At 72.5% G+C, this 19,353-nt stretch carries 18 protein-coding genes and 2 pseudogenes; 5 read left to right on the top strand and 15 right to left on the bottom strand.

Annotation, left to right across the window (positions count from 1 at the left end; genetic code table 11):
• From CCN51_RS34640 to CCN51_RS34630, 3 genes are all read right to left on the bottom strand, one after another.
• Positions 1 to 2,678, bottom strand: a 2,678-nt coding sequence (locus CCN51_RS34640; RefSeq protein ID WP_086860496.1) for an AAA family ATPase, incomplete at its 3' end; no start/stop codon positions are given.
• A 293-nt stretch (positions 2,679 to 2,971) separates the two neighbouring features.
• Positions 2,972 to 3,178, bottom strand: coding sequence for a hypothetical protein (locus tag CCN51_RS34635; RefSeq protein ID WP_014176082.1), 207 nt, complete (start codon positions 3,176 to 3,178; stop codon positions 2,972 to 2,974).
• A gap of 374 nt (positions 3,179 to 3,552) precedes the next feature.
• Positions 3,553 to 3,834, bottom strand: a complete 282-nt coding sequence (locus CCN51_RS34630; RefSeq protein ID WP_043486658.1) for an acylphosphatase — start codon at positions 3,832 to 3,834, stop codon at positions 3,553 to 3,555.
• A 351-nt stretch (positions 3,835 to 4,185) separates the two neighbouring features.
• On the opposite strand from CCN51_RS34630, the gene CCN51_RS34625 reads away from it, so the two are divergent.
• Together CCN51_RS34625 and CCN51_RS34620 are read left to right on the top strand one after the other, a co-directional pair.
• On the top strand, positions 4,186 to 4,941 hold the full coding sequence (locus CCN51_RS34625) for a CAP domain-containing protein (protein ID WP_014176084.1): 756 nt from the start codon (positions 4,186 to 4,188) through the stop codon (positions 4,939 to 4,941).
• Positions 4,942 to 5,085: 144 nt separating this feature from the next.
• Complete coding sequence (locus CCN51_RS34620; protein WP_014176085.1) at positions 5,086 to 5,535, top strand: winged helix-turn-helix transcriptional regulator; 450 nt, start codon at positions 5,086 to 5,088, stop codon at positions 5,533 to 5,535.
• On the opposite strand, the gene mutM is transcribed toward CCN51_RS34620, so the two are convergent.
• The 9 genes from mutM to CCN51_RS34575 all read right to left on the bottom strand — a co-directional run bounded on the left by mutM (position 5,439) and on the right by CCN51_RS34575 (position 14,816).
• A complete protein-coding gene (mutM, locus tag CCN51_RS34615; protein WP_014176086.1) occupies positions 5,439 to 6,377 on the bottom strand; it encodes a bifunctional DNA-formamidopyrimidine glycosylase/DNA-(apurinic or apyrimidinic site) lyase in 939 nt (312 codons plus the stop codon). The two genes, CCN51_RS34620 and mutM, sit on opposite strands and share 97 nt — an antisense overlap.
• Before the next feature lie 76 nt (positions 6,378 to 6,453).
• Positions 6,454 to 7,284 carry a ribonuclease III gene (rnc, locus tag CCN51_RS34610; RefSeq protein WP_014176087.1) on the bottom strand — a complete coding sequence of 277 codons (831 nt, stop codon included), beginning with the start codon at positions 7,282 to 7,284 and terminating at the stop codon, positions 6,454 to 6,456.
• A 19-nt stretch (positions 7,285 to 7,303) separates the two neighbouring features.
• Positions 7,304 to 7,477 (bottom strand): 50S ribosomal protein L32, encoded by a 174-nt coding sequence (rpmF, locus tag CCN51_RS34605; RefSeq protein ID WP_009714764.1) that lies wholly within the window; start codon positions 7,475 to 7,477, stop codon positions 7,304 to 7,306.
• A 2-nt stretch (positions 7,478 to 7,479) separates the two neighbouring features.
• Entirely contained in the window at positions 7,480 to 8,070 is a 591-nt protein-coding gene (locus CCN51_RS34600; protein ID WP_014176088.1) for a YceD family protein, read from the bottom strand.
• A 218-nt stretch (positions 8,071 to 8,288) separates the two neighbouring features.
• Positions 8,289 to 9,392, bottom strand: a complete 1,104-nt coding sequence (locus tag CCN51_RS34595) for a hypothetical protein (protein ID WP_014176089.1) — start codon at positions 9,390 to 9,392, stop codon at positions 8,289 to 8,291.
• A 144-nt stretch (positions 9,393 to 9,536) separates the two neighbouring features.
• Positions 9,537 to 10,046 (bottom strand): pantetheine-phosphate adenylyltransferase, encoded by a 510-nt coding sequence (gene coaD, locus CCN51_RS34590; protein WP_078610431.1) that lies wholly within the window; start codon positions 10,044 to 10,046, stop codon positions 9,537 to 9,539.
• Positions 10,043 to 10,630 carry a 16S rRNA (guanine(966)-N(2))-methyltransferase RsmD gene (gene rsmD, locus CCN51_RS34585; RefSeq protein ID WP_014176091.1) on the bottom strand — a complete coding sequence of 196 codons (588 nt, stop codon included), beginning with the start codon at positions 10,628 to 10,630 and terminating at the stop codon, positions 10,043 to 10,045. The genes coaD and rsmD overlap by 4 nt, the downstream gene beginning before the upstream one ends.
• Positions 10,631 to 10,724: 94 nt before the next feature.
• Complete coding sequence (gene recG / locus CCN51_RS34580) at positions 10,725 to 12,956, bottom strand: ATP-dependent DNA helicase RecG (RefSeq protein ID WP_014176092.1); 2,232 nt, start codon at positions 12,954 to 12,956, stop codon at positions 10,725 to 10,727.
• Positions 12,957 to 13,028: 72 nt separating this feature from the next.
• Positions 13,029 to 14,816 carry a DAK2 domain-containing protein gene (locus CCN51_RS34575; RefSeq protein ID WP_014176093.1) on the bottom strand — a complete coding sequence of 596 codons (1,788 nt, stop codon included), beginning with the start codon at positions 14,814 to 14,816 and terminating at the stop codon, positions 13,029 to 13,031.
• A gap of 248 nt (positions 14,817 to 15,064) precedes the next feature.
• Here CCN51_RS34575 and rpmB point away from each other — a divergent pair.
• Positions 15,065 to 15,175: pseudogene (gene rpmB, locus CCN51_RS60230) on the top strand (50S ribosomal protein L28); the annotation flags it as partial.
• Between the two features lie 237 nt (positions 15,176 to 15,412).
• Here the strand turns inward: rpmB and thiD are convergent.
• Complete coding sequence (gene thiD, locus CCN51_RS34565) at positions 15,413 to 16,234, bottom strand: bifunctional hydroxymethylpyrimidine kinase/phosphomethylpyrimidine kinase (protein ID WP_014176094.1); 822 nt, start codon at positions 16,232 to 16,234, stop codon at positions 15,413 to 15,415.
• Positions 16,235 to 16,304: 70 nt separating this feature from the next.
• Entirely contained in the window at positions 16,305 to 17,273 is a 969-nt protein-coding gene (locus tag CCN51_RS34560) for a thiamine-phosphate kinase (protein ID WP_014176095.1), read from the bottom strand.
• A 137-nt stretch (positions 17,274 to 17,410) separates the two neighbouring features.
• On the opposite strand from CCN51_RS34560, the gene CCN51_RS34555 reads away from it, so the two are divergent.
• Positions 17,411 to 17,644, top strand: a complete 234-nt coding sequence (locus CCN51_RS34555; RefSeq protein ID WP_014176096.1) for an Lrp/AsnC family transcriptional regulator — start codon at positions 17,411 to 17,413, stop codon at positions 17,642 to 17,644.
• A gap of 61 nt (positions 17,645 to 17,705) precedes the next feature.
• Positions 17,706 to 18,182 (top strand): DUF3515 domain-containing protein, encoded by a 477-nt coding sequence (locus CCN51_RS34550; protein WP_014176097.1) that lies wholly within the window; start codon positions 17,706 to 17,708, stop codon positions 18,180 to 18,182.
• A 70-nt stretch (positions 18,183 to 18,252) separates the two neighbouring features.
• Here CCN51_RS34550 and CCN51_RS34545 read toward each other — a convergent pair.
• A pseudogene (locus tag CCN51_RS34545) lies at positions 18,253 to 19,310 on the bottom strand (D-alanine--D-alanine ligase family protein).
• Positions 19,311 to 19,353 lie beyond the last annotated feature (43 nt).

Below are 19,353 nucleotides of genomic sequence, written 5' to 3'. Positions count from 1 at the left end.
TCGGCCTCGCCCGCCGCGGCCCGCGCCTGCCCCGCCAGCCGCCCCAGCGACTGGGCGACCTGCGACTTCTCCCGGTCGGCCGCGCTGCGCCGGGCCGCCAGCTCCTCGACCCGCGCCGCGCACTCGGCCCGCCGCTCCGCCGCCGCCCGCTGCCCGTCTGTCAGCTCCTCGCACCGTACGGCGAGCTCCTTCAGCTCCGCCGCCGCCTCGTCGACCGAGGCCTGCACCTCCAGCAGGCTGGGCGCCCCGGCGGAACCGCCCTGGGCGAAGTGCGCCCCGAGCAGATCGCCCTCGGCGGTCACCGCCGTCAACTCCGGCCGCCGCTCGACCAGTTCCTCGGCGTCCTCCAGCGTCCCGACCACCACGATGTCCCGCAGCAGCCACCGCACGGCCGCCAACAGCCCCCCGGGGCCACTCACGAGCTCCGCCGCACGCGGCGCCCCGAGGTCGTCGTCCGGCCCGGCGGTCTCGGCCACCGACACAGCCCGGCCCTCGCGGTGGGAGACCGCGACATCCGTCGCGGGGCCGGTGTACGCGACTCCGCTCTCATCCGCCGCCACGTCCGGCGACACTCCCGGACCGCCCACGCCCGCATCGGCGGAAACCTCTCCGAGCGCCACGGAGTCGGCCGCCCAAGCCGCCCGGCGCTCGTCGCGGGAGGCCGCGCCCCCGTCCGCCTCCGCGGAGGGTCCGTATGCCGTCCCTTCCCCGGGCTCCGCGGGTCTGGCGCCCGGAACGACGTGCGGATCGCCGCCGGCCGCCGCGGCGGCGTCCGCGCGCGCGCCCTGGCCGTCCGCGCCGCCTTCGGCGGGGTGCGGCAGGCGTACGGAGCCGATCTGACCGGCAGTCGGGCCGCCGGGCGCGTCCGGCGCCGCGGCCCCGGGCGCGGACGAGGCGCCCGCGGCACCCGGACCGCCCGGACCGCCCAGCCCGTGGGCCCCGGCCGGTGCGGCCGCCGCCGGGGCGCCGAGGAGGAGCGCCGCGCGGCCCGCGTCCTGTTTACGGAGGAGGCGGATGGCCTCCGCCGCGGTCCGGGGGTCCTCGACTGCGATCGCGTCGGCCGCGGCGCCCAGGGCCGCGGCCACGGGGACCTCGAAGCCGGGGGCGACCGTGAGGAGTTCGGCGGCCGGGCCGAGGAGGCCGGTCAGCCGGTCGGCGGAGCCGAGCAGGGCGCCCGTGCCGTCCTTTCGGCGCAGCCCCAGGGCCAGCGCGTCATGGCGGGCGGCGGTCGCGGCGCGCTCGCGCTCGGCGGCGGTCAGGGCCTCCCGGGCCGCCCGGTGCGCGGTCTCCGCCTCGGACAGCTCCCGCTTGGCGGCCTCATGGCGCTCCGCCAGTTCCGCGTCGCCCGCGTCCAGTCCGTCCACTTCGGCCTGGAGCTGTTCGTACTCCTCCTGCGCGGCGGCCGCCCGCTGCCGCGCCTCGTCGCGGGCGACGGCCAGCCGGTCGATCTCGGCCCGGGCCGAACCCGCCCGGCCCCGGGCGGCGTTCACCTGGCCCTGCAGCCGGGCCAGCCCCTCGCGGCGGTCGGCGATGGCGCGGGCCGCGTCCCTCAGCCGGCGCTCCTCGAGGGCCAGCTCGCGCTCCAGTTCGGACCGGTGTGCGACGGTGTCGTCCAGCGCCCGGCTCGCCGCCTCAAGCGCGGCCTCCAGCTCCGCCTCCTGCTCGCGGATCCGGGCCGCCTCGCGCTCCATGTCCTCCGGGTCGCGGCCGCGCCGCTCCTCGCCGGGGGCGGAGGTGGCGCTCTTGACCCGGGCGTCGGCCAGGCTGATCGTGCCGCGCACCCGCTCGGCGAGCTGTGAGAGCTCGTACCAGGTCTGCTGGGCGTCCCGCAGCCGCGGCGCCAGCTGCCGGACCTGCTCCTCCAGCGCCGCCTCCCGCTGCTGCGCGGTGCGCAGCTCGGCCTCGGCGGTCTCCTTGCGCTGCTTGAGCGCGGCCTCGTCGGCGATCTCGGTGCGCAGTGCCTCGCGCATGGTCACCAGGTCGTCGGCGAGCAGCCGCAGCCGGGCGTCGCGCAGATCGGCCTGGATGACGGCGGCCCGCCGGGCGACCGCGGCCTGCCGCCCGAGCGGTTTGAGCTGGCGCCGCAGCTCGTCGGTGAGGTCCTGGACCCGGGCGAGGTTGGCCTGCATGGCGTCCAGCTTCCGCAGCGCCTTCTCTTTGCGCTTGCGGTGCTTGAGTACGCCCGCGGCCTCCTCGATGAAGGCGCGGCGCCCGGTCGGGTCGGCGTGCAGGACGGAGTCGAGCTGGCCCTGGCCGACGATGACATGCATCTCGCGGCCGATACCGGAGTCGGAGAGCAGCTCCTGGATGTCCAGGAGGCGGCAGGTGTCCCCGTTGATCTGGTATTCGCTGCCGCCGTTGCGGAACATGATCCGCGTAATGGTGACTTCGGCGTATTCGATGGGCAGGGCGCCGTCGGAGTTGTCGATGGTGAGGGAGACCTCGGCGCGGCCGAGCGGGGGGCGGCCGGTCGTCCCGGCGAAGATGACGTCTTCCATCTTTCCGCCGCGCAGCGACTTGGCGCCCTGTTCCCCCATGACCCAGGAAAGCGCGTCCACGACATTGGACTTGCCCGAACCGTTGGGGCCGACGACGCAGGTGATACCCGGCTCGAAGCGGAGCGTCGTGGCGGAGGCGAAGGATTTGAAGCCTCGGAGGGTCAGGCTCTTGAGATGCACGCCTTTGGACTCTACCTCCCGTGTCTCAGCCGACACCGCCCATCGGCCGTGGCGCCACGAGGTCGCCCTTGGCTTCTCTCGGCTTCTCTGAGCTTCTCTCGGTGTTTCTCAGTGTTTCTCGGTTCTTCGCGTTCTCGCGGTTTCTTCTCGGTTTCACCGCTGAGGGGGTGGGGCACATCAGACGGTAAGGGAAACGCGGCCGGCCGCCGCGGAAACGACGAAGGGACGCCGTCGGCGTCCCTTGCAGATTCTCAAGCGGCTGACGGTGCAGCCCGACCGGCCCGGAAGCCGGGTCAGGCGAGCGCAGGCTCCGCCTGGGGTACGTCGATGCTTTCGAGCAGCGAGTCGCCGTGGTGAGCGGCGGCGGACAGAGCGTCGTTCTCGGCCTGGATCCGAATGAGCTCGGATTCGAGGTCCTGGACGCGCTGCTGAAGCCGTCGCATCTCGGCGAGGACTCGGGGGTCGGAGCCGCCGACGTAACCGAGAAGCGCCTTTGCCATGATGGATGGTCCTCCACACTGAGTGACCGACCGAAGCGGTGGTGGGTCGTGAGGGATTTCGCACCCGCGATGCCTGCCGTTACTACCGTGCTGAGTGGCAAACAGTTAAGGTGCGCGGGGCTTCCAGCGTCTCACCAAATGGTTTGAGGGTCAACACGATCACAGGCCGACGGGACCCTGCGGCCGGGGGCATATCGAGCGGCGAGAAGCGCCGAGCCCGCATTGATCAGGCCGTCAAAGCGAAGGGATCATCCCTTACGCGGCAGCCTTCCACGGACCGGCCGCATTGGCAACCATCAGCCTCTTTCCACTCACGCGCGGTGTAAAAAGCCCGCCCGGCGAGGGGTCACGGCGGGCGGGTGCGGCGGGGTGGCTCAGCGGATCTCGAAGGTCTCGTAGCCGCCCTTGGGTGTGTCCCAGATCTCGGTCACACCGTCGACGCGGCCGGGCGTGTCGTCGCTCCGCAGCCAGTCGAGCAGCTGTTCGCAGTTCATGCGTTCGCCTTCGGCGACGATCTGGACCCGTCCGTCGGACAGGTTGGAGGCGAACCCGGACAGCCCTCCGATGCGCAGCGCGTTTGCCCTGGTGAACCAGCGAAAACCGACCCCCTGGACTCGGCCGCGGACCCACGCGGTGAGGCGCACTCTCTCGTTCATAGCCGGCACGCTAGCGGAGCAATTTGCTCCCTGGACACCGCAGCCACCCCCGCGATGGCGTACAGTCCCGGCTCAACGCAGTACTCACCCGTACGAGTGACGCATGTGACCCCGATCTTGCAAGGAAGGCAGGAGATGGGCCGCCATCGACGATCTGCCCCCGGATCCGCGCCGACACCCCCCGCTCCCGGCGAAGGGCGCCACCGGGGAGCCCGCCGAAGCCATCTGGCACCGGTGCGGACCGGATTGCTGAGTGTTTCCGCCGCCGTCGCGGTAGGCGCGGTTGCCATGGCCACCGGGCTGTTGCCGGGAGGTCCGACCCTTAGCGGAAGCAACGACCCGGCCGGAGGCGTGCGCGCCGACGCCCCGCCTGGTTCCGCCCTGGAGACGCAGGGCTCCCCCTCGACGGCGCCGGTGGACCGCGGTACAACTCCCGCGGACCGTGGCAACGACCGGCCGCAGGCGCCGTCCACCACCCCCTCGAAGACCCCGGGCAAGCCCTCCGCCACGCCCTCCACCCCCTCGAAGCAGCCGGGCTCCTCGGGCTCCGGCCAGGCGAACGGGAACGGGAACGGAAAGGGCAACGGGAACGGGAAGGCGAACGGCAACGGGAACGGCAAGGGGAACGGAGGTTCGGGCGGCAAGGGCTCCTCCTCGTCCCAGAAGCCCACCACTCCCCCCGGCCAGAGCGAGGACCCCAACACACCGGGGAACTCCGACAAGGCCGAGAAGACCGCCGCCCGGCAGGTCCTGGCGCTGGTCAACCAGGAGAGGTCGAAGGTCGGCTGCGAGCCGGTGACCGCGGACCCGAAACTGGGCCAGCTGGCGCAGGACTTCACCGACGACATGGCCCTGCGGGGCTTCTTCGACCACCTCGACCCGGACGGCGACTCCCCCTGGGAGCGGGCGGAGCAGGTCGGCATCCTGAACCTGGGCGGGGAGAACATCGCCCGCGGCCAGCAGGACGCACAGGCCGTGATGGATTCCTGGATGAACAGCGCCGGCCACCGCGCCAACATCCTCAACTGCACCTACAAGACCCTGGGTGTCGGTGTGAACTTCGGGGACGGCGACGGCCCTTGGTGGACGCAGGACTTCGGCTACTGAGCCGGTCCTGAGCCCAGGGCCACGAGCCGAGCCGGTACGCCCTCGCCCTTCCCGCTCAGGCGGCGAGGGCGCCGCGCCGGGGGTCCACTAACCCAGAGAAAGCGCAGCCCCTCGGTTGGCGCTGCGTTGCAGTAGGGTCATGCCATGGAGAGCGACGACCTGGCCTTCGACGTGTTCGCCCGCGTCTGCCCATCCCGCGGCACGCTGGAGCACATCACCGGCAAGTGGGGCGGCCTGACCCTGGGGGCGCTCAAGGAGGGCAGCTTCCGCTTCAACGAGCTGCGCCGCCGGGTCGACGGCGTCAGCGAGAAGATGCTGTCCCAGACGCTGCACGCGCTGGAGCGCGACGGCCTGGTGCACCGTGAGGCGCAGCCGACCAACCCCCCGCGCGTGGACTACGAGCTGACCCCGCTGGGCCACGCCGTCGCCGAGCGGCTGCTGGCGCTGATCTGCCTCGTCGAGGAGCGTATGCCGGAGGTGCTGACCGCCCAGGCGCGCTACGACGAGGAGAGCGGCACCGCGGTGCGGGGCGCCACGGCCGGACGCGCCGGGGCCGCCGGACGCGCCGGGGCCGCCGGGCGCGGCGGACGCTGACAGCGCGGGCAGAAGTAGCTGGAGCGGTTCATCCACGGGCGGCGGCGCATCGGCGTGGCACAGCGGCGGCAGGGCTCGTTCTCCCGGCCGTACGCGTCCAGGGAGCGCTCGAAGTAGCCCGACTCGCCGTTCACATTGACGTAGAGGGAGTCGAAGCTGGTGCCGCCGACCGCCAGCGCGGCGTTCATGACATCGCGCACATGGTCGAGGAGTTCGACGCTGCGCGGGCGGGTGAGGGTGGCCGTCGGCCGGTCGTAGTGCAGCCGGGCGCGCCACAGCGCCTCATCGGCGTAGATGTTCCCCACCCCGCTGATCAGCGACTGGTCGAGCAGCGCCCGCTTGACGGTGGTGCGGCGGCGGCGCAGCGCGGTGTGGAAGGCGGCCTCGTCGAACGCCGGGTCCAGCGGGTCGCGGGCGATATGCGCGATCGCGGCCGGCAGCCCGTCCGCGGCGCCCTCGACCGTCTCGTGCAGCGAGAGGCCACCGAAGGTGCGCTGGTCGACGAAGCGCAGTTCGGTGCCTATGGAGTCGTTGAACCGGACCCGGATGCGCAGATGCTTCTCGTCCGCGGCGCCGTGTGGCTGGACGAGCAGCTGGCCGCTCATGCCGAGGTGCGCCAGCACCGACTCGTCGGCGTCCTCCAGCGGCAGCCACAGGTACTTGCCGCGGCGGCGGGCCACCCCGGCGCGGCGCCCCTTCAGCCGGGCGGCGAAGTCCTCCCCGCCCCCGAGGTGGCGGCGCACCGCGCGCGGGTGCAGCACCTGCACCTCGGCGACCGTACGGCCGCTGATCCAGCGCTCCAGACCGCGGCGGACCACCTCGACCTCAGGCAGCTCGGGCAACGGGGGCCTCCTTGGCCGACGCCCTCGCCCTCCCCGCGACCGGGACTCGGTCGCGGGGAGGGCGAGGAGGGTTGGATCAGTGTGCCGTCGGGGCCGTATCGGCGGCCTCGCCGTCCGAGGCCGCGGCAGTACCCTCGGCCGTGGCCGCTTCGGCCTTGGCCTCGTCCGCCGCGGCGCGGATCGCGCGCCAGGCGGCCTCTGCCGCCTGCTGCTCGGCTTCCTTCTTGCTGCGGCCGGTGCCGGTGCCGTACGCGACACCACCGACGCGGGCGGCAGCCGTGAAGGTCTTCTCGTGGTCGGGTCCGGTCTCGGAGACCAGATACTCCGGCACCCCGAGGCCCTCGGTGGCGGTCAGCTCCTGGAGGCTGGTCTTCCAGTCCAGGCCCGCGCCCAGGTTCGAGGACCTGTCGATCAGCGGGTCGAAGAGCCGGTGGACCAGCTCCGCGGCAGCGTCCAGCCCCTTGTCGAGGTAGACGGCGCCGATCACCGCTTCGAGGGTGTCAGCCAGGATGGATGCCTTGTCCCGTCCCCCGGTGCCCTCTTCGCCCCGGCCGAGCCGGATGAAGGCGCCGAGGTCGAGGCCGCGCCCCACCTCGGCCAGCGCGCGCGAGTTGACCACGGCGGCCCGCAACTTGGCCAGCTGGCCTTCGGGCAGGTCGGGGTGGATGCGGTACAGCGTGTCGGTGACCACCAGGCCGAGCACGGAGTCACCCAGGAACTCCAGTCGCTCGTTGGTGGGCAGCCCGCCGTTCTCGTACGCGAAGGAGCGGTGGGTCAGCGCACGCACCAGAAGGGCGGACTCGAGCTGATACCCGAGCCGCCCTTCCAGAATCGTGTGGGACGAGGCCGTGTCCGCCTGGGCCGTTTCTCCCGCTCGCTTGCGGGGAGTCGTGTTGGCGTCCGACATAGAGCCTGTCACCCGCCGATCAGACCTCGAGGACCTGGCGGCGGTTGTAGGTGCCGCAGCTCGGGCACGCGATGTGCTGCTGCTTCGGCTCATGGCAGCGCTCGCACGCCACCAGGGTGGGGACCGCAGCCTTCCACTGCGACCGGCGGTGGCGCGTGTTGCTGCGCGACATCTTCCGCTTCGGAACAGCCACGGCTACTTCTCCTGTGAGTCAACCCCGCGCGAGCGGGGTGCGTTGTCCTTCTCGCCGTCCGAGGTGGCCTCGGCGAGTCCCTGCAGCGCCGCCCAACGGATGTCGACGGCGTCGTGATGGTGGTCGGGGTCCTCCGCGAGCCGCGCTCCGCATTCGGCGCACAGCCCGGGGCAGTCCTCCCGGCACACCGGCTGCAGCGGCAGTGCCAGCACCACCGCGTCCCGCAGCACGGGTTCGAGGTCGAACAGGTCGCCCTCGAGGAAGAGCGTGTCCTCCTCCTCGGCGTCGTCGCCGGCGTCCGCGTGGCGGCTCCGGTCATCGGCGTCGGGGTAGGAGTACATCTCCTGGAAGTCCGCTCCGAGCTCCCGCTCCAGCGGCTCCAGACACCTTACGCACTCCCCTGTCAGCGGTGCACGGGCGGTGCCTGTGACAAGCACACCCTCCATGACCGACTCCAGGCGGAGGTCGAGCTCCACGGTCACGCCCTCCCGTACCCCGATGACCTCGATACCGAGGTCCTTGGGGGCCGGGACCGAACGGGAGAGCCTTTTGAGCGCACCAGGACGACGGCCCAGCTCGCGTGTGTCGAACACGAGAGGGGCGCGGTGGTCTAGGCGGGCGTTCAGGGCTTCCTGCTTTCTACGGCTGCGGCAGGCCACCCGACGCTGATACGACGAAACGGGCAGCCAGGATCGCGGACGTACTCGCGACCGAACAGCCAGGATACTGGACCGGCCGCCATAGACCCAATCCGCCCCCGATGCGAGGGCTTGGGCGCCTCCGGTGCCGGGCCTGGGCCCGGCGACCGGGCTCAGCGGCCCTGCTCGTACTGACGCAGCTGGTCCAGGTCGATCATGCTGGTGTCGAACAGACTGGTCTCGTCGAGGGCCGCGGCCGGCAGCTGGGGCTGCTGATGCGGCTGGTGCTCGAGCTGCTGCTGAGGCTGGTGCGGGGACTGCTGTTCGGGGGCGTAGCCGCTCGGGTCGTAGCCCTGGGGCTGCTGCTGCCAGCCGTACGCGTCCTGCTGCTGATATCCGCCCTGGGCCGCCGCGTACGGGTCCTGCTGCTGGACATAACCCTGCTGCTGGTAGCCGTACGCGTCCTGCTGCTGATATCCGGCCGTGGCCGCGTAGTACGAGGCGTCCGGCGCCGCCTCGGGCCGCGCCGTGGGCGGCTGCACCTGGGACTGGGCGAGATCCGCGAGGAAGTCGTCGTCGCTGGTCCGGTGGCCCAGCGGGGTGGCGGCGTCCTGGGCGGCCAGATGAGCGCCCAGCTCGTCGATCGCCCGGGCCCCGAGCAGCTTCTGCCGGCCCCGGCCGACCGCCTCCAGCGTCTTGCTGAGCACCGCCGAGACCGCGCCGAGCTTGGTGTCCACGTATTCGTCGGCGCGCAGCTGCAGCGTCTGGGGGTCGGCGCTGCGCTCCGGGCCCTCCTCCAGCTGCCCCGCCGCCCCGTCCTGCTCCCCGCCCACGGCGCGGCCCAGCATCTTCTCGCGGCCGCGGTCGACGGAGCCGATGGTCTTGGTCAGCACGACCTCGAAGTTGGCGAGTTTGGAGTCGACGTAGTCGTCGGCCTCGGCGCGGATCTCCTCGGCCTCCCGGCGGGCCTCCTCCAGGATCCGGTCGGCCTCCTCCTGGGACTGCCTGGCGACTTCGGTGTCCGAGACCAGCGAACCCCGGTGGGCGTGCGCGGACTGGATGATCCGCTCGGCCTCCTGGCGGGCCTCCTCGACCATCCGCTCACGGCCGCCGATCACGTCCTGAGCCTGGGCGAGGGAGTCGGGGAGAGCGGCGCGCACCTCTTCGAGCATGGCGAGCAGCTCGGCGCGGTTGATCACGCACGAGGCCGACATGGGCATGGACCGGGCGTTGCCGACGGTGTCGACGATCTCGTCGAGCTTCTTCTGCACGTCCACCTTGGGTGCTCGCCACTCTCTCTTGACGGACTTGACGGAACTTGAGGGAACTTGACGCAACGAACAGGGCGGCCTGGAACGGCCGGGCACGACTGTACGGCCAGCGGGCCCCGCCCGACACCCGTCGGCCCGGCCGTCAGCGGGTCAGGGCCGGCCCAGCCGCTCGGTCAGGGCATCGAGCACCACCGGGGGCACCAGATGGGAGACGTCCCCGCCCCAGGTCGCGACCTCCTTGACCAGGCTGGAGGAGAGGAAGCTGTAGGTGGGGTTGGTGGGTACGAACAGCGTCTCCACCCCCGAAAGGCCGTTGTTCATCTGGGCCATCTGCAACTCGTAGTCGAAGTCGCTGACCGCCCGCAGCCCCTTGACGATGGCTGGGATCTCGCGCTCCTTGCAGAAGTCCACGAGCAGGCCGTGGAAGCACTCCACCGATACGTTCCCGTACTCGGCGGTGACCTGGCGGAGCAGGTCCATCCGCTCGTCCACGGTGAACATGCCCTGTTTGGACTTGTTGATCATCACGGCGACGTAGACGACGTCGTACAGCTTGGACGCACGGGCGATGATGTCGAGGTGCCCATTGGTGACGGGGTCGAAGGACCCCGGACAGACTGCGCGGCGCACTGGTGGTTCCTCGCTCTCAGGTCCGGTCATGACGCGTTGTCGCACGTCGAGGCGGCGCGACCGTACCAAAGCGTGCCCTCGCCGTAGCGACGGGCCCGCAAGCCCTCGAAACCGGCAGGCCATCCGAAATCTCCGCCTCGCGTGCTCCGCTCCACCGTGGCCAGAGCATCGGGCGCGAGCCACCGGTTACCGGCGAGTGTGAGCAGTATCTCCCGCAACTCCTCGTCCGCGACCGCGTACGGCGGGTCCAGGAACACCACGTCGTACGGGCCGCTCTCGGGGGCCGGTCCGGCGATGGCCTGCTCGGCCCGGCCCGTGCGCAGCTCGGCACCGGGCAGGCCGAGCGCCCGGACGTTCGCCCGGATGGTGCGGGCGGCGCGCGCGTCGGACTCCACCAGCAGCACATGCTCCGCGCCGCGCGAGAGCGCTTCCAGGCCGACCGCGCCCGAGCCGCCGTAGAGATCGAGCACCCTGGCCCCGCGCAGCGAGCCCAGCAGCGACTCCCAGGTGGAGAAGAGACCTTCGCGGGCCCGGTCCGAGGTCGGTCGGGTGCCGTTGCCCGGCGGCACTGCCAGGCGGCGGCCGCCGGCGGATCCGGCGATCACGCGGGTCATCGGTGACGCAGTCCTTCGCGGTGGGAGGGGGCAGCGGCGGGCCGTACGAGGCCGCTGCCCCTCCACAATATGGCGTCCCGGTCGGTGCGCCCTGTCAGCCCTTGTCGAGGTACTCCTCGCGCTCCTCGTCCAGGAACGCGTCCAGCGCCGTACGCAGCTCCGGGTATCCGGCCAGCTCGGGGTCGGCCGCGACGATCGCCGCCGCCTCCTCCCGGGCCGCCGCGATGACCTCCTCGTCGTCGATGACCGCGAGCACCCGCAGCGAGGAGCGCGCCCCGGACTGGGCCTGTCCCAGCACATCCCCCTCGCGCCGCTGCTCCAGGTCGATCCGGGACAGCTCGAAGCCGTCCAGCGTGGCCGCCACCGCACCGAGCCGGGCGCGGGCGGGGCTGCCCTCCGGCATCTCGCTCACCAGCAGACACAGCCCGGCGGCCGACCCGCGGCCGACGCGGCCGCGCAGCTGGTGCAGCTGCGAGACGCCGAAGCGGTCGGCGTCCATGATCACCATGGCGGTGGCGTTGGGGACGTTGACGCCGACCTCGATGACCGTCGTGGCGACCAGGACGTCCACCTCGCCCGCGGCGAAGCGGCGCATCACCTCGTCCTTGGCCTCGGGCTGCATCCGGCCGTACAACACCTCCACGCGCAACTCCCGCAGCGGGCCCTTGGCGAGCTGCTCGGCGACGTCGAGGACCGCGAGCGGCGGCCGCTTCTCGGCCTCGTCCTCAGGGGACTTGACGGGCGGCTTGGCGGACTTGCGCGCCGCGCCCTTGGGCTCGTCCTCCTCGTCGTCGCCGATCCGCGGGCACACCACGTACGCCTGGTGGCCGGCCGCCACTTCCTCGCGCACCCGCTCCCACGCCCGCGCCAGGAAGTGCGGCTTGTCCTTCGCGGGCACCACATGGGAGGCGATGGGGGAGCGTCCGGCCGGCAGCTGGTCCAGGACGGAGGTCTCCAGGTCGCCGAAGACGGTCATGGCGACGGTCCGCGGGATGGGGGTGGCCGTCATCACCAGCAGATGCGGAGGCTGCTTGCCCTTGGAGCGCAGGGCGTCGCGCTGCTCCACGCCGAAGCGGTGCTGCTCGTCGACGACGACCAGGCCCAGATCGTGGAACTGGACCTTGTCCTCGATCAGCGCGTGGGTCCCGACCACGATCCCGGCCTCGCCGGTGACCAGGTCGAGCAGCGCCTGGCGGCGGGCCGCGGCACCCATGGAGCCGGTCAACAGCACGACCTTGGTGCCCTGTTCGGAACCGCCCAGCATGCCGCCCTCGGCCAGGTCGCCCATCATCTCGGTGATCGAGCGGTGGTGCTGCTGCGCGAGCACCTCGGTTGGCGCGAGCATCGCGGCCTGTCCCCCGCTGTCCACGACGCCCAGCATCGCGCGCAGCGCGACCATGGTCTTCCCCGAGCCGACTTCGCCCTGAAGCAGCCGGTGCATGGGGTGGTCGGTGGCGAGGTCGGCGAAGATCTCCCGGCTGACGCTCTGCTGGCCTTCGGTGAGGGTGAACGGCAGCCGCGCGTCGAAGGCGTCCAGCAGGCCGCCCTCGGCCGGGGCGCGCGGCACGGCGGGCAGTTGGGCGTCGGCGTGGCGCCGCCGGGCGAGGGCCACCTGGAGCACGAAGGCCTCGTCCCACTTGAGGCGGTCCCGGGCCACCGCGATATCCGTCTTGGTGCGCGGCCGGTGGATCTTCAGCAGCGCCTCGGGGAGCTCGGCAAGACCGCGGCCGAGCCGCAGGCTCTCGGGCAGCGCGTCGACCAGGCCGTCCCAGCCGGTGGCCTCCAGGCTGTCGAGCAGCGTCCCGACGGCCTTCTCGATCTTCCAGGACTCCAGCTGGGCGCAGGCGGGGTACAGCGGCCGCAGTTGGTTGGCCCACGCCTCCACGGCCGCCGCGCCGTCGTCCTTGCCGAGCATTTCGTACGCGGGGTGGGCCAGCTGGCGCACATTGCGGAAGACGCCGACCTTGCCCGCGAACATGCCCCGCCGGCCGGGCAGCAGCTCCTTCTGCGCCGTGTAGACCCCGCGGCCGAAGAAGACCAGCTGGAGGCGGCCGCTGCCGTCGGTGAGGGTGACTTCCAGGCGCTGTTTGGTGCCGCGGTCGAATTTGTGCACGCGGGCGTCGGCGACCTGCGCGACGACCGTCACATGCTCGTCCAGGGGCAGGTCGGACAGCCGGGTCAGCTCGCCGCGCTCGGCGTACCGCCTCGGGTAGTGGTGCAGCAGATCGCCGACCGTGTGCAGGTCGAGGTGGTCGGCCATCACCTTCGCGGTGTTGCCGCCGAGCACTTTCTTCAGAGGTTCATCCAGCGCGGGCACGCTGTCCATTGCACACCACCGCACTGACAAGCGGGGCCACCCTGCCCCGGGATGCGCGGGCCGCGCTGACTATTTCGATGCCTATTCGATGCCTATGATCAGCGGCACGCCCGGCTGGCCGCCGTGGTAGATCACCGTGTCGACCGCGAAGTGCCCGTCCCGTACGTGGCGCTCCAGGTGCTCGGCGACGCCGTCGGGGACGTCCGCGCCGACCACCAGCGTGACCAGTTCGCCGCCCGCGGCCAGCATCCGGTCCAGCACGGTCTCGGCGGTGCCCGCGAGACCGTCGCCGATCACCGCCACATCGCCGTCGATCAGCCCGAGTACGTCGCCCGCCTGGCACACCCCGGCCATGGTCCAGGACTGGCGCTCGGCGACGGCCAGTTCGGCGTAGCGGGTGGCGCCCGCGGCGGAGGTCATGGCCACGACGTCCTCGTCGAAGCTGCGGCCCGGCTCGTGCACAGCGAGCGCGGCGAGGCCCTGGACCGGGGAGCGAGTGGGGATGACCGCCACCCGTACGCCCTCGGCGCGGGCCTGGGCGGCGGCGGCAGCGGCCGTGTGGCGCAGTTCGGCGTCGTTGGGCAGCAGGACGACCTCCCGGGCGCGGGCCCGGCGTACGGCCTGGGCCAGCTCGCCGGCGGCCAGGCGCTCCCCGGGCCGTGCGGCGACCGTGGTCGCACCGGCCTCGGCGCACAGCGCGGCCAGGCCCTCGCCGGGGACCACCGCGACCACGGCGCGCGGCGCGCGGTCCGTGCGGGCGCCGGGGGGCTCCTGGGCGCCCGGCCGGTCCGGCCGCTTCCCGGTGTCTTCCGTACGGGGACGGGGGTAGGGCTCGTCGGCGTGGACCCGGCGGGCGGCGGCCGTGCCGAAGTGGGTGATGCGGATGCGGTGCGGGCGGCCCGCCTCGATGCCCGCTTCCACGGCCGCGCCCGCGTCGTCCACATGGACGTGCACATTCCACAGTCCGTCGCCGCCGACGACCACCAGGGAGTCGCCCAGCGCGTCCAGCCGGTCACGGAGCCGGGCGACGGCCGTCTCGTCCGCCTCCAGCAGATAGATCACCTCGAAGGCGGGTCCGCCGCCCGGCCCTTCGCCCACGGAGCCGTGGGTGGTGGCCGCGTGCCCGGCCGCCGGGCAGCCTTCGGGGGCTGCGACGGGTCCGGTGGCGACGGGTCCGGTGGCGGAGGGGCCGGCGGCCGGCGGTCGGCCCGATACGGCCTCGGCGAGCGCTCCGAGGACCACCACCAGGCCGTAGCCGCCCGCGTCCACGACGCCGGCGCGGGCGAGCACCCCGAGCTGGGCGGGGGTGGCCTCCAGGGCGGCGCGGGCGCCCTCGTACGCGGCGCGGGCCACCGCGACCGGGTCGCCCTCGGTGCGGGCGGCGGCGTCGGCCGCGGCCCGCGCGACGGTCAGCACGGTGCCCTCGACCGGGTGGGCCACGCCCCGGTAGGCCAGTTCGGCCGCGCGCCGCAGGGCCCGGCGCAGGCCGTCCGCCTCGCCATGAGGGCCTGCGGCCGCACCGGTCTCGCCGTCCCCGTCCGCGAGGACGTCCGCCATGCCGCGCAGCAGCTGCGCCAGGATCGTGCCGGAGTTGCCGCGTGCGCCGATCAGGGCGCCGTGGGCCATGGCGCGCACCGCCTCGGGCAGGCTCGGGCCGGCGGCGGGCCCTGGGGCGGCGGCATGGCCGTCGAAGGCGGCGGTCACGGCCTGGGCGGCGGACTCGACGGTCAGGTAGAGGTTGGTGCCGGTGTCCGCGTCCGCGACCGGGTAGACGTTGATCGCGTCGATCTCCTCGCGGGCCCGGCCGAGCGCGTCCAGCGCCAGACCGCACCAGGTGCGTACCGCATCGGCGTCGAGCGTGTGCGGCACGTACGTCCTCCTCGGGAGGGCAGGGGGCGGGACCGTCATCGCAGGGTAGTCGCCACCCGCGGCAGTGGCCCGGGGGTCATGGTAATTTCGGGGTAGCGGATCGGCCGTTGTATGCTGCTCCGGTTGCCCGATGCGAATCGGGCCGTTCCCCTGGCACCGCCGATCGTTCACGATCCCGGCAAGCCGGGGCTCACCGTAAGTGTCTGTCTCCTCGCGCCAGCGGGGTTGACCCGTCTTTGGAGTAACCCGTGGCTGCCAACTGCGACGTCTGCGGCAAGGGGCCGGGCTTCGGCAACAACATCTCGCACTCGCACCGCCGCACCCGCCGTCGTTGGAACCCCAACATCCAGACGGTGCGCGCTGTGGTCGGTCGGACCCCGAAGCGGCTCAATGTCTGCACCTCGTGCATCAAGGCCGGCAAGGTCTCGCGCTGACTTCCCGCGCGTTCGGGGGTGACCCCGAGCGCGTGTCGAGTGCGACCTTCCGGTTGCCGGGCCGGTCCACCTTTGTGGTGGGCCGGCTTTTCGCATGCCCTTTTGCGTGCTCTCAGCGCTGAAACCTGGCCCTGTCCCGCGGGCGTTTTCAGCGCCGCGCCGTCAGCGCCACCGCCAGCCGTGATCGACCGGGCCGATCCCCCTGCCCAGCGGGAACCCGGCCGCGATCGCGCCCGTGACGTACTCCTTGGCCGCCGTAACGGCCCGCGGCACGTCCGCCCCCAGCGCCAGATACGAGGCGATGGCGCCGGCGAGGGTGCAGCCCGTGCCGTGCGTATGGCGGTTGTCGTGCCGGGCGGCGCGCAGCCAGTGTTCCTCGGTGCCGTCGGTGAGCAGATCGACCGCGTCGCCCTCCAGATGGCCGCCCTTGATCAGCGCCCACCGCGGGCCGAATTCCAGGATCGCGTCGGCGGCCCGCCGCAGATCCCGCTCCGCGGCCACCTCCACGCCCGTCAGCTGGGCGACCTCGTCCAGGTTGGGTGTGGCCACCGTCGCGACCGGCAGCAGCCGCGTACGGACCGTGTCGAGGGCTTCGGTGGCCAGCAGGGCGTCGCCGTGCTTGGAGACCCCGACCGGGTCGACCACGACGGGGGCGGAGACGTCCACGAGCAGCCCGGCGACGGTGTCGACGAGCTCGGCGGACGCCAGCATCCCGGTTTTGACCGCCTGCACCCCGATGTCGTCGACGACGCTGCGGAACTGGGCCCGTACGGCCTCGGCCGGCAGCTCCCACGCGCCGTTCACGCCCAGCGAGTTCTGTGCCGTCACGGCCGTGATCACGCTCATACCGTGTACGCCGAGGGCCAGCATCGCCTTCAGATCGGCCTGGATACCGGCACCGCCGCCGGAGTCGGATCCGGCGACGGTGAGCACGCGTGGCGGGGCCACGGGTGTGCGCGGCGGGGATGCGGGGGAAGTCGCCATGTCGCTGAATCTACTCGGCGATCCACACGGGCCGACAGGCGCTTCCAGTCGGCGCTTCTAGTCGGCGCTTCTAGTCGGCGTTCTTGTCCTTGCCGAAGTGGTCCCAGCCCGCATGCGGCCAGGGCGCGCCGTCCACGGTCACCTGCGGCAGCGCCGAGGGGTTGAGCACTTCGCCGATCACCTTCCAGCGGGCGGGCAGCTTCACATCGGGCGGGAAGGTCGCCACGATGGCGTGGTCCTCGCCCCCGTTGAGCACCCACTGCAGCGGATCGACGCCCACCGCCTGCCCGATGTCGGACATCTGGGACGGGATGTCGATGTCCCCCGAGCGCAGATCGATACGGACCTTGCTGGCCTCCGCGATATGCCCGAGGTCGGCGACCAGTCCGTCGCTGACGTCGGTCATGGCGGTCGCGCCGAGCCCGGCGGCCGCAGGCCCGGCGTGGTACGGCGGCTCCGGCCTGCGGTGCGCCTCGACGAAGGCGCGCGGCGAGCGGAAGCCGCGGGAGAGCACCGCGTGGCCGGCCGCCGACCAGCCGAGCCAGCCCGTGACCGCGACCACATCGCCCGGCTGGGCGCCGGACCGGGTGACCGGTTCGTTGTTGCGCAGATCTCCCAGGGCGGTGATCGCCACGGTGATGGTCTCGCCGCGCACCACATCGCCGCCCACCACGGCCGCGCCCGCCACCTGGCACTCGTCGCGGATGCCGTCCATCAGCTCGGCGGGCCAGGTCACCGGGAGTTCGGCGGGCACCACCAGGCCCAGCAGCAGCGCGGTCGGCACCGCGCCCATCGCCGCGATGTCCGCGAGGTTCTGGGCGGCGGCCTTGCGGCCGACGTCATAGGCGGTGGACCAGTCGCGGCGGAAGTGCCGTCCCTCCAGCAGTACGTCCGTGCTGGCCACGACCCGCCGGTCCGGCGCGGCCACGACCGCGGCGTCATCGCCGGGCCCGAGCCGTACCGCCGGGGTGGTGGTGAGCCGGGAGGTGAGCTCTCTGATGAGCCCGAACTCCCCCAACTCGCCCACGGTGCCCTTCATCCCATTGCCCCTTCGCACTTGTCGCTCTCTGCCCGCCGCGCCGCGCACGCCGCGCGGGTCTCCCCGCGCCGCTCGGCGACGCGGTACCGTGGCGTCCCTTCTCCCCACATGATCCTCGTAGCCGCCCTGGAGGTTCCGTGGTACAGGCGTACATCCTGATCCAAACCGAGGTCGGCAAGGCGTCGACCGTCGCCGACGTCATCGCCAAGATCCCTGGAGTGATACAGGCCGAGGACGTCACCGGGCCGTACGACGTCATCGTGCGCGCTCAGGCCGAGACGGTCGATGAACTCGGCCGCATGGTGGTCGCGAAGGTCCAGCAAGTGGACGGCATCACGCGGACCCTGACCTGCCCCGTCGTCCATCTGTGACTCCCCGTATGCTCGGCCCGTGAATTCCGCACACCGTAGCCCCACCCGAAGGATCGTCTCCATGTCCGCCGCCGCGGCGCTGCTCGTGCTGTCGGCGGCCGGGTGCTCCTTCATCGGAGGTTCGGACGGCTCGCTCTCGCTCACGGTTCCCAAGCCGCCCGCGGAGATGGCCACGCTGTGCCGGGCGCTGCACAAGGAACTTCCCAAGACCGTGGAAGGGCTGAAGCAGCGCACCCCCAAGCCCGCCTCGGAGCTGACCGCTGCCTGGGGCGACCCCGCCATAAAGCTGCGCTGCGGGGTCGCCAAGCCCGCCGAGCTCACGGCCGGCACCGAGCACTACAACCCCTACGCGCCCTCGGCCGAGGTCAACGGCGTGCGGTGGCTTCCCGAGCAGCAGGACGACGGCTACCGCTTCACGACCGTGCTGCGCAAGGCGTACGTCGAGGTGACGGTGCCCGGGAAGTACGCGCCGGAGGTCAACCCGCTTGTCGATCTGGCGAGCGCCGTCAAGAAGACCGTGCCGGAAGGCGTGGTCTGAGCCCGGAGGGCGTGATCCGACCCCCGCCCGCCCCGGGCGCGGCGCCCGGGGCCATGGCACCGTCGGCCGGCTAGCGAAGCCCTGTCGGGCGGCGCAGCGCGGCCTGGATGAGCCGGTCCACCAGTTCGGGGTAGCTGACCCCGCTCTCCTGCCACATCCGCGGGTACATCGAGATGGGCGTGAAGCCGGGCATGGTGTTGATCTCGTTGATCACGAATTCGCCGCTGTCCAGCAGGAAGAAGTCCGCGCGGACCAGGCCCTCGCAGGACGCCGCCTCGAACGCCCGCACCGCCAGCTCCCGCACCCGCTCGGTCTGCTCCTCGGTGAGCGGTGCGGGCACCACACCGTCCGCCGAGTCGATGTACTTCGCCTCGAAGTCGTAGAAGTCGTGGGTGGAGACCGGCGGGATCTCGGCGGGCACGCTGGCCCGCGGGCCGTCCTCGAACTCCAGCACCCCGCATTCGATCTCGCGGCCGCGCAGCAGCGCCTCGACGACGATCTTCGGGTCGTGGCGCCGCGCCTCCTCGATCGCCTCCTCCAGGCCGGAGATGTCGTCGACCTTGGAGATGCCGATGGACGAGCCCGCGCGCGCGGGCTNNGCGCGCGGCGGCCGGGTCCTTCTCCCACTCGCGGGGGCGGATCACCTCGTACGGGCCGACCGGCAGCCCGAAGGAGACGAACACCCGCTTCATGTACTCCTTGTCCATGCCGACGGCGGAGGCGAGCACTCCCGCGCCCACATAGGGCACGCCGGACAGTTCGAGCAGCCCCTGAAGGGTGCCGTCCTCGCCGTAGGGGCCGTGCAGCATGGGGAAGACCACGTCGACCTCGCCGAGCGCCTTGGGCACCGCGCTCGGCGTAGACCACCTCGCGGTTGCCCTGCTCGACCGGGAGCAGGACCGAGCCGTCCTCGGACTCGGCGAGGCCCTCGACGCTGGGCAGCACCCGGCCCGCGATGGCCATCCGGTCGGGCTCGTCGGCGGTCAGCGCCCAACGCCCGTCCCCTGTGATCCCGATCGGCAGCACGTCGTACTTCTCGCGGTCGATGGCGCGCAGCACCGCGCCTGCGGTGACCACCGAGATGGTGTGCTCGGAGCTGCGGCCGCCGAAGACGACGGCGACGCGCAGCTTCCGCGGCTCCCCTCCGGAGGGGGGCGGGACAGGGCTGGGG

It is taken from the genome of Streptomyces milbemycinicus, assembly GCF_002154605.1.
Taxonomy (GTDB): domain Bacteria; phylum Actinomycetota; class Actinomycetes; order Streptomycetales; family Streptomycetaceae; genus Streptomyces; species Streptomyces milbemycinicus.
This window is presented reverse-complemented; position numbering and strand designations above follow the sequence as displayed.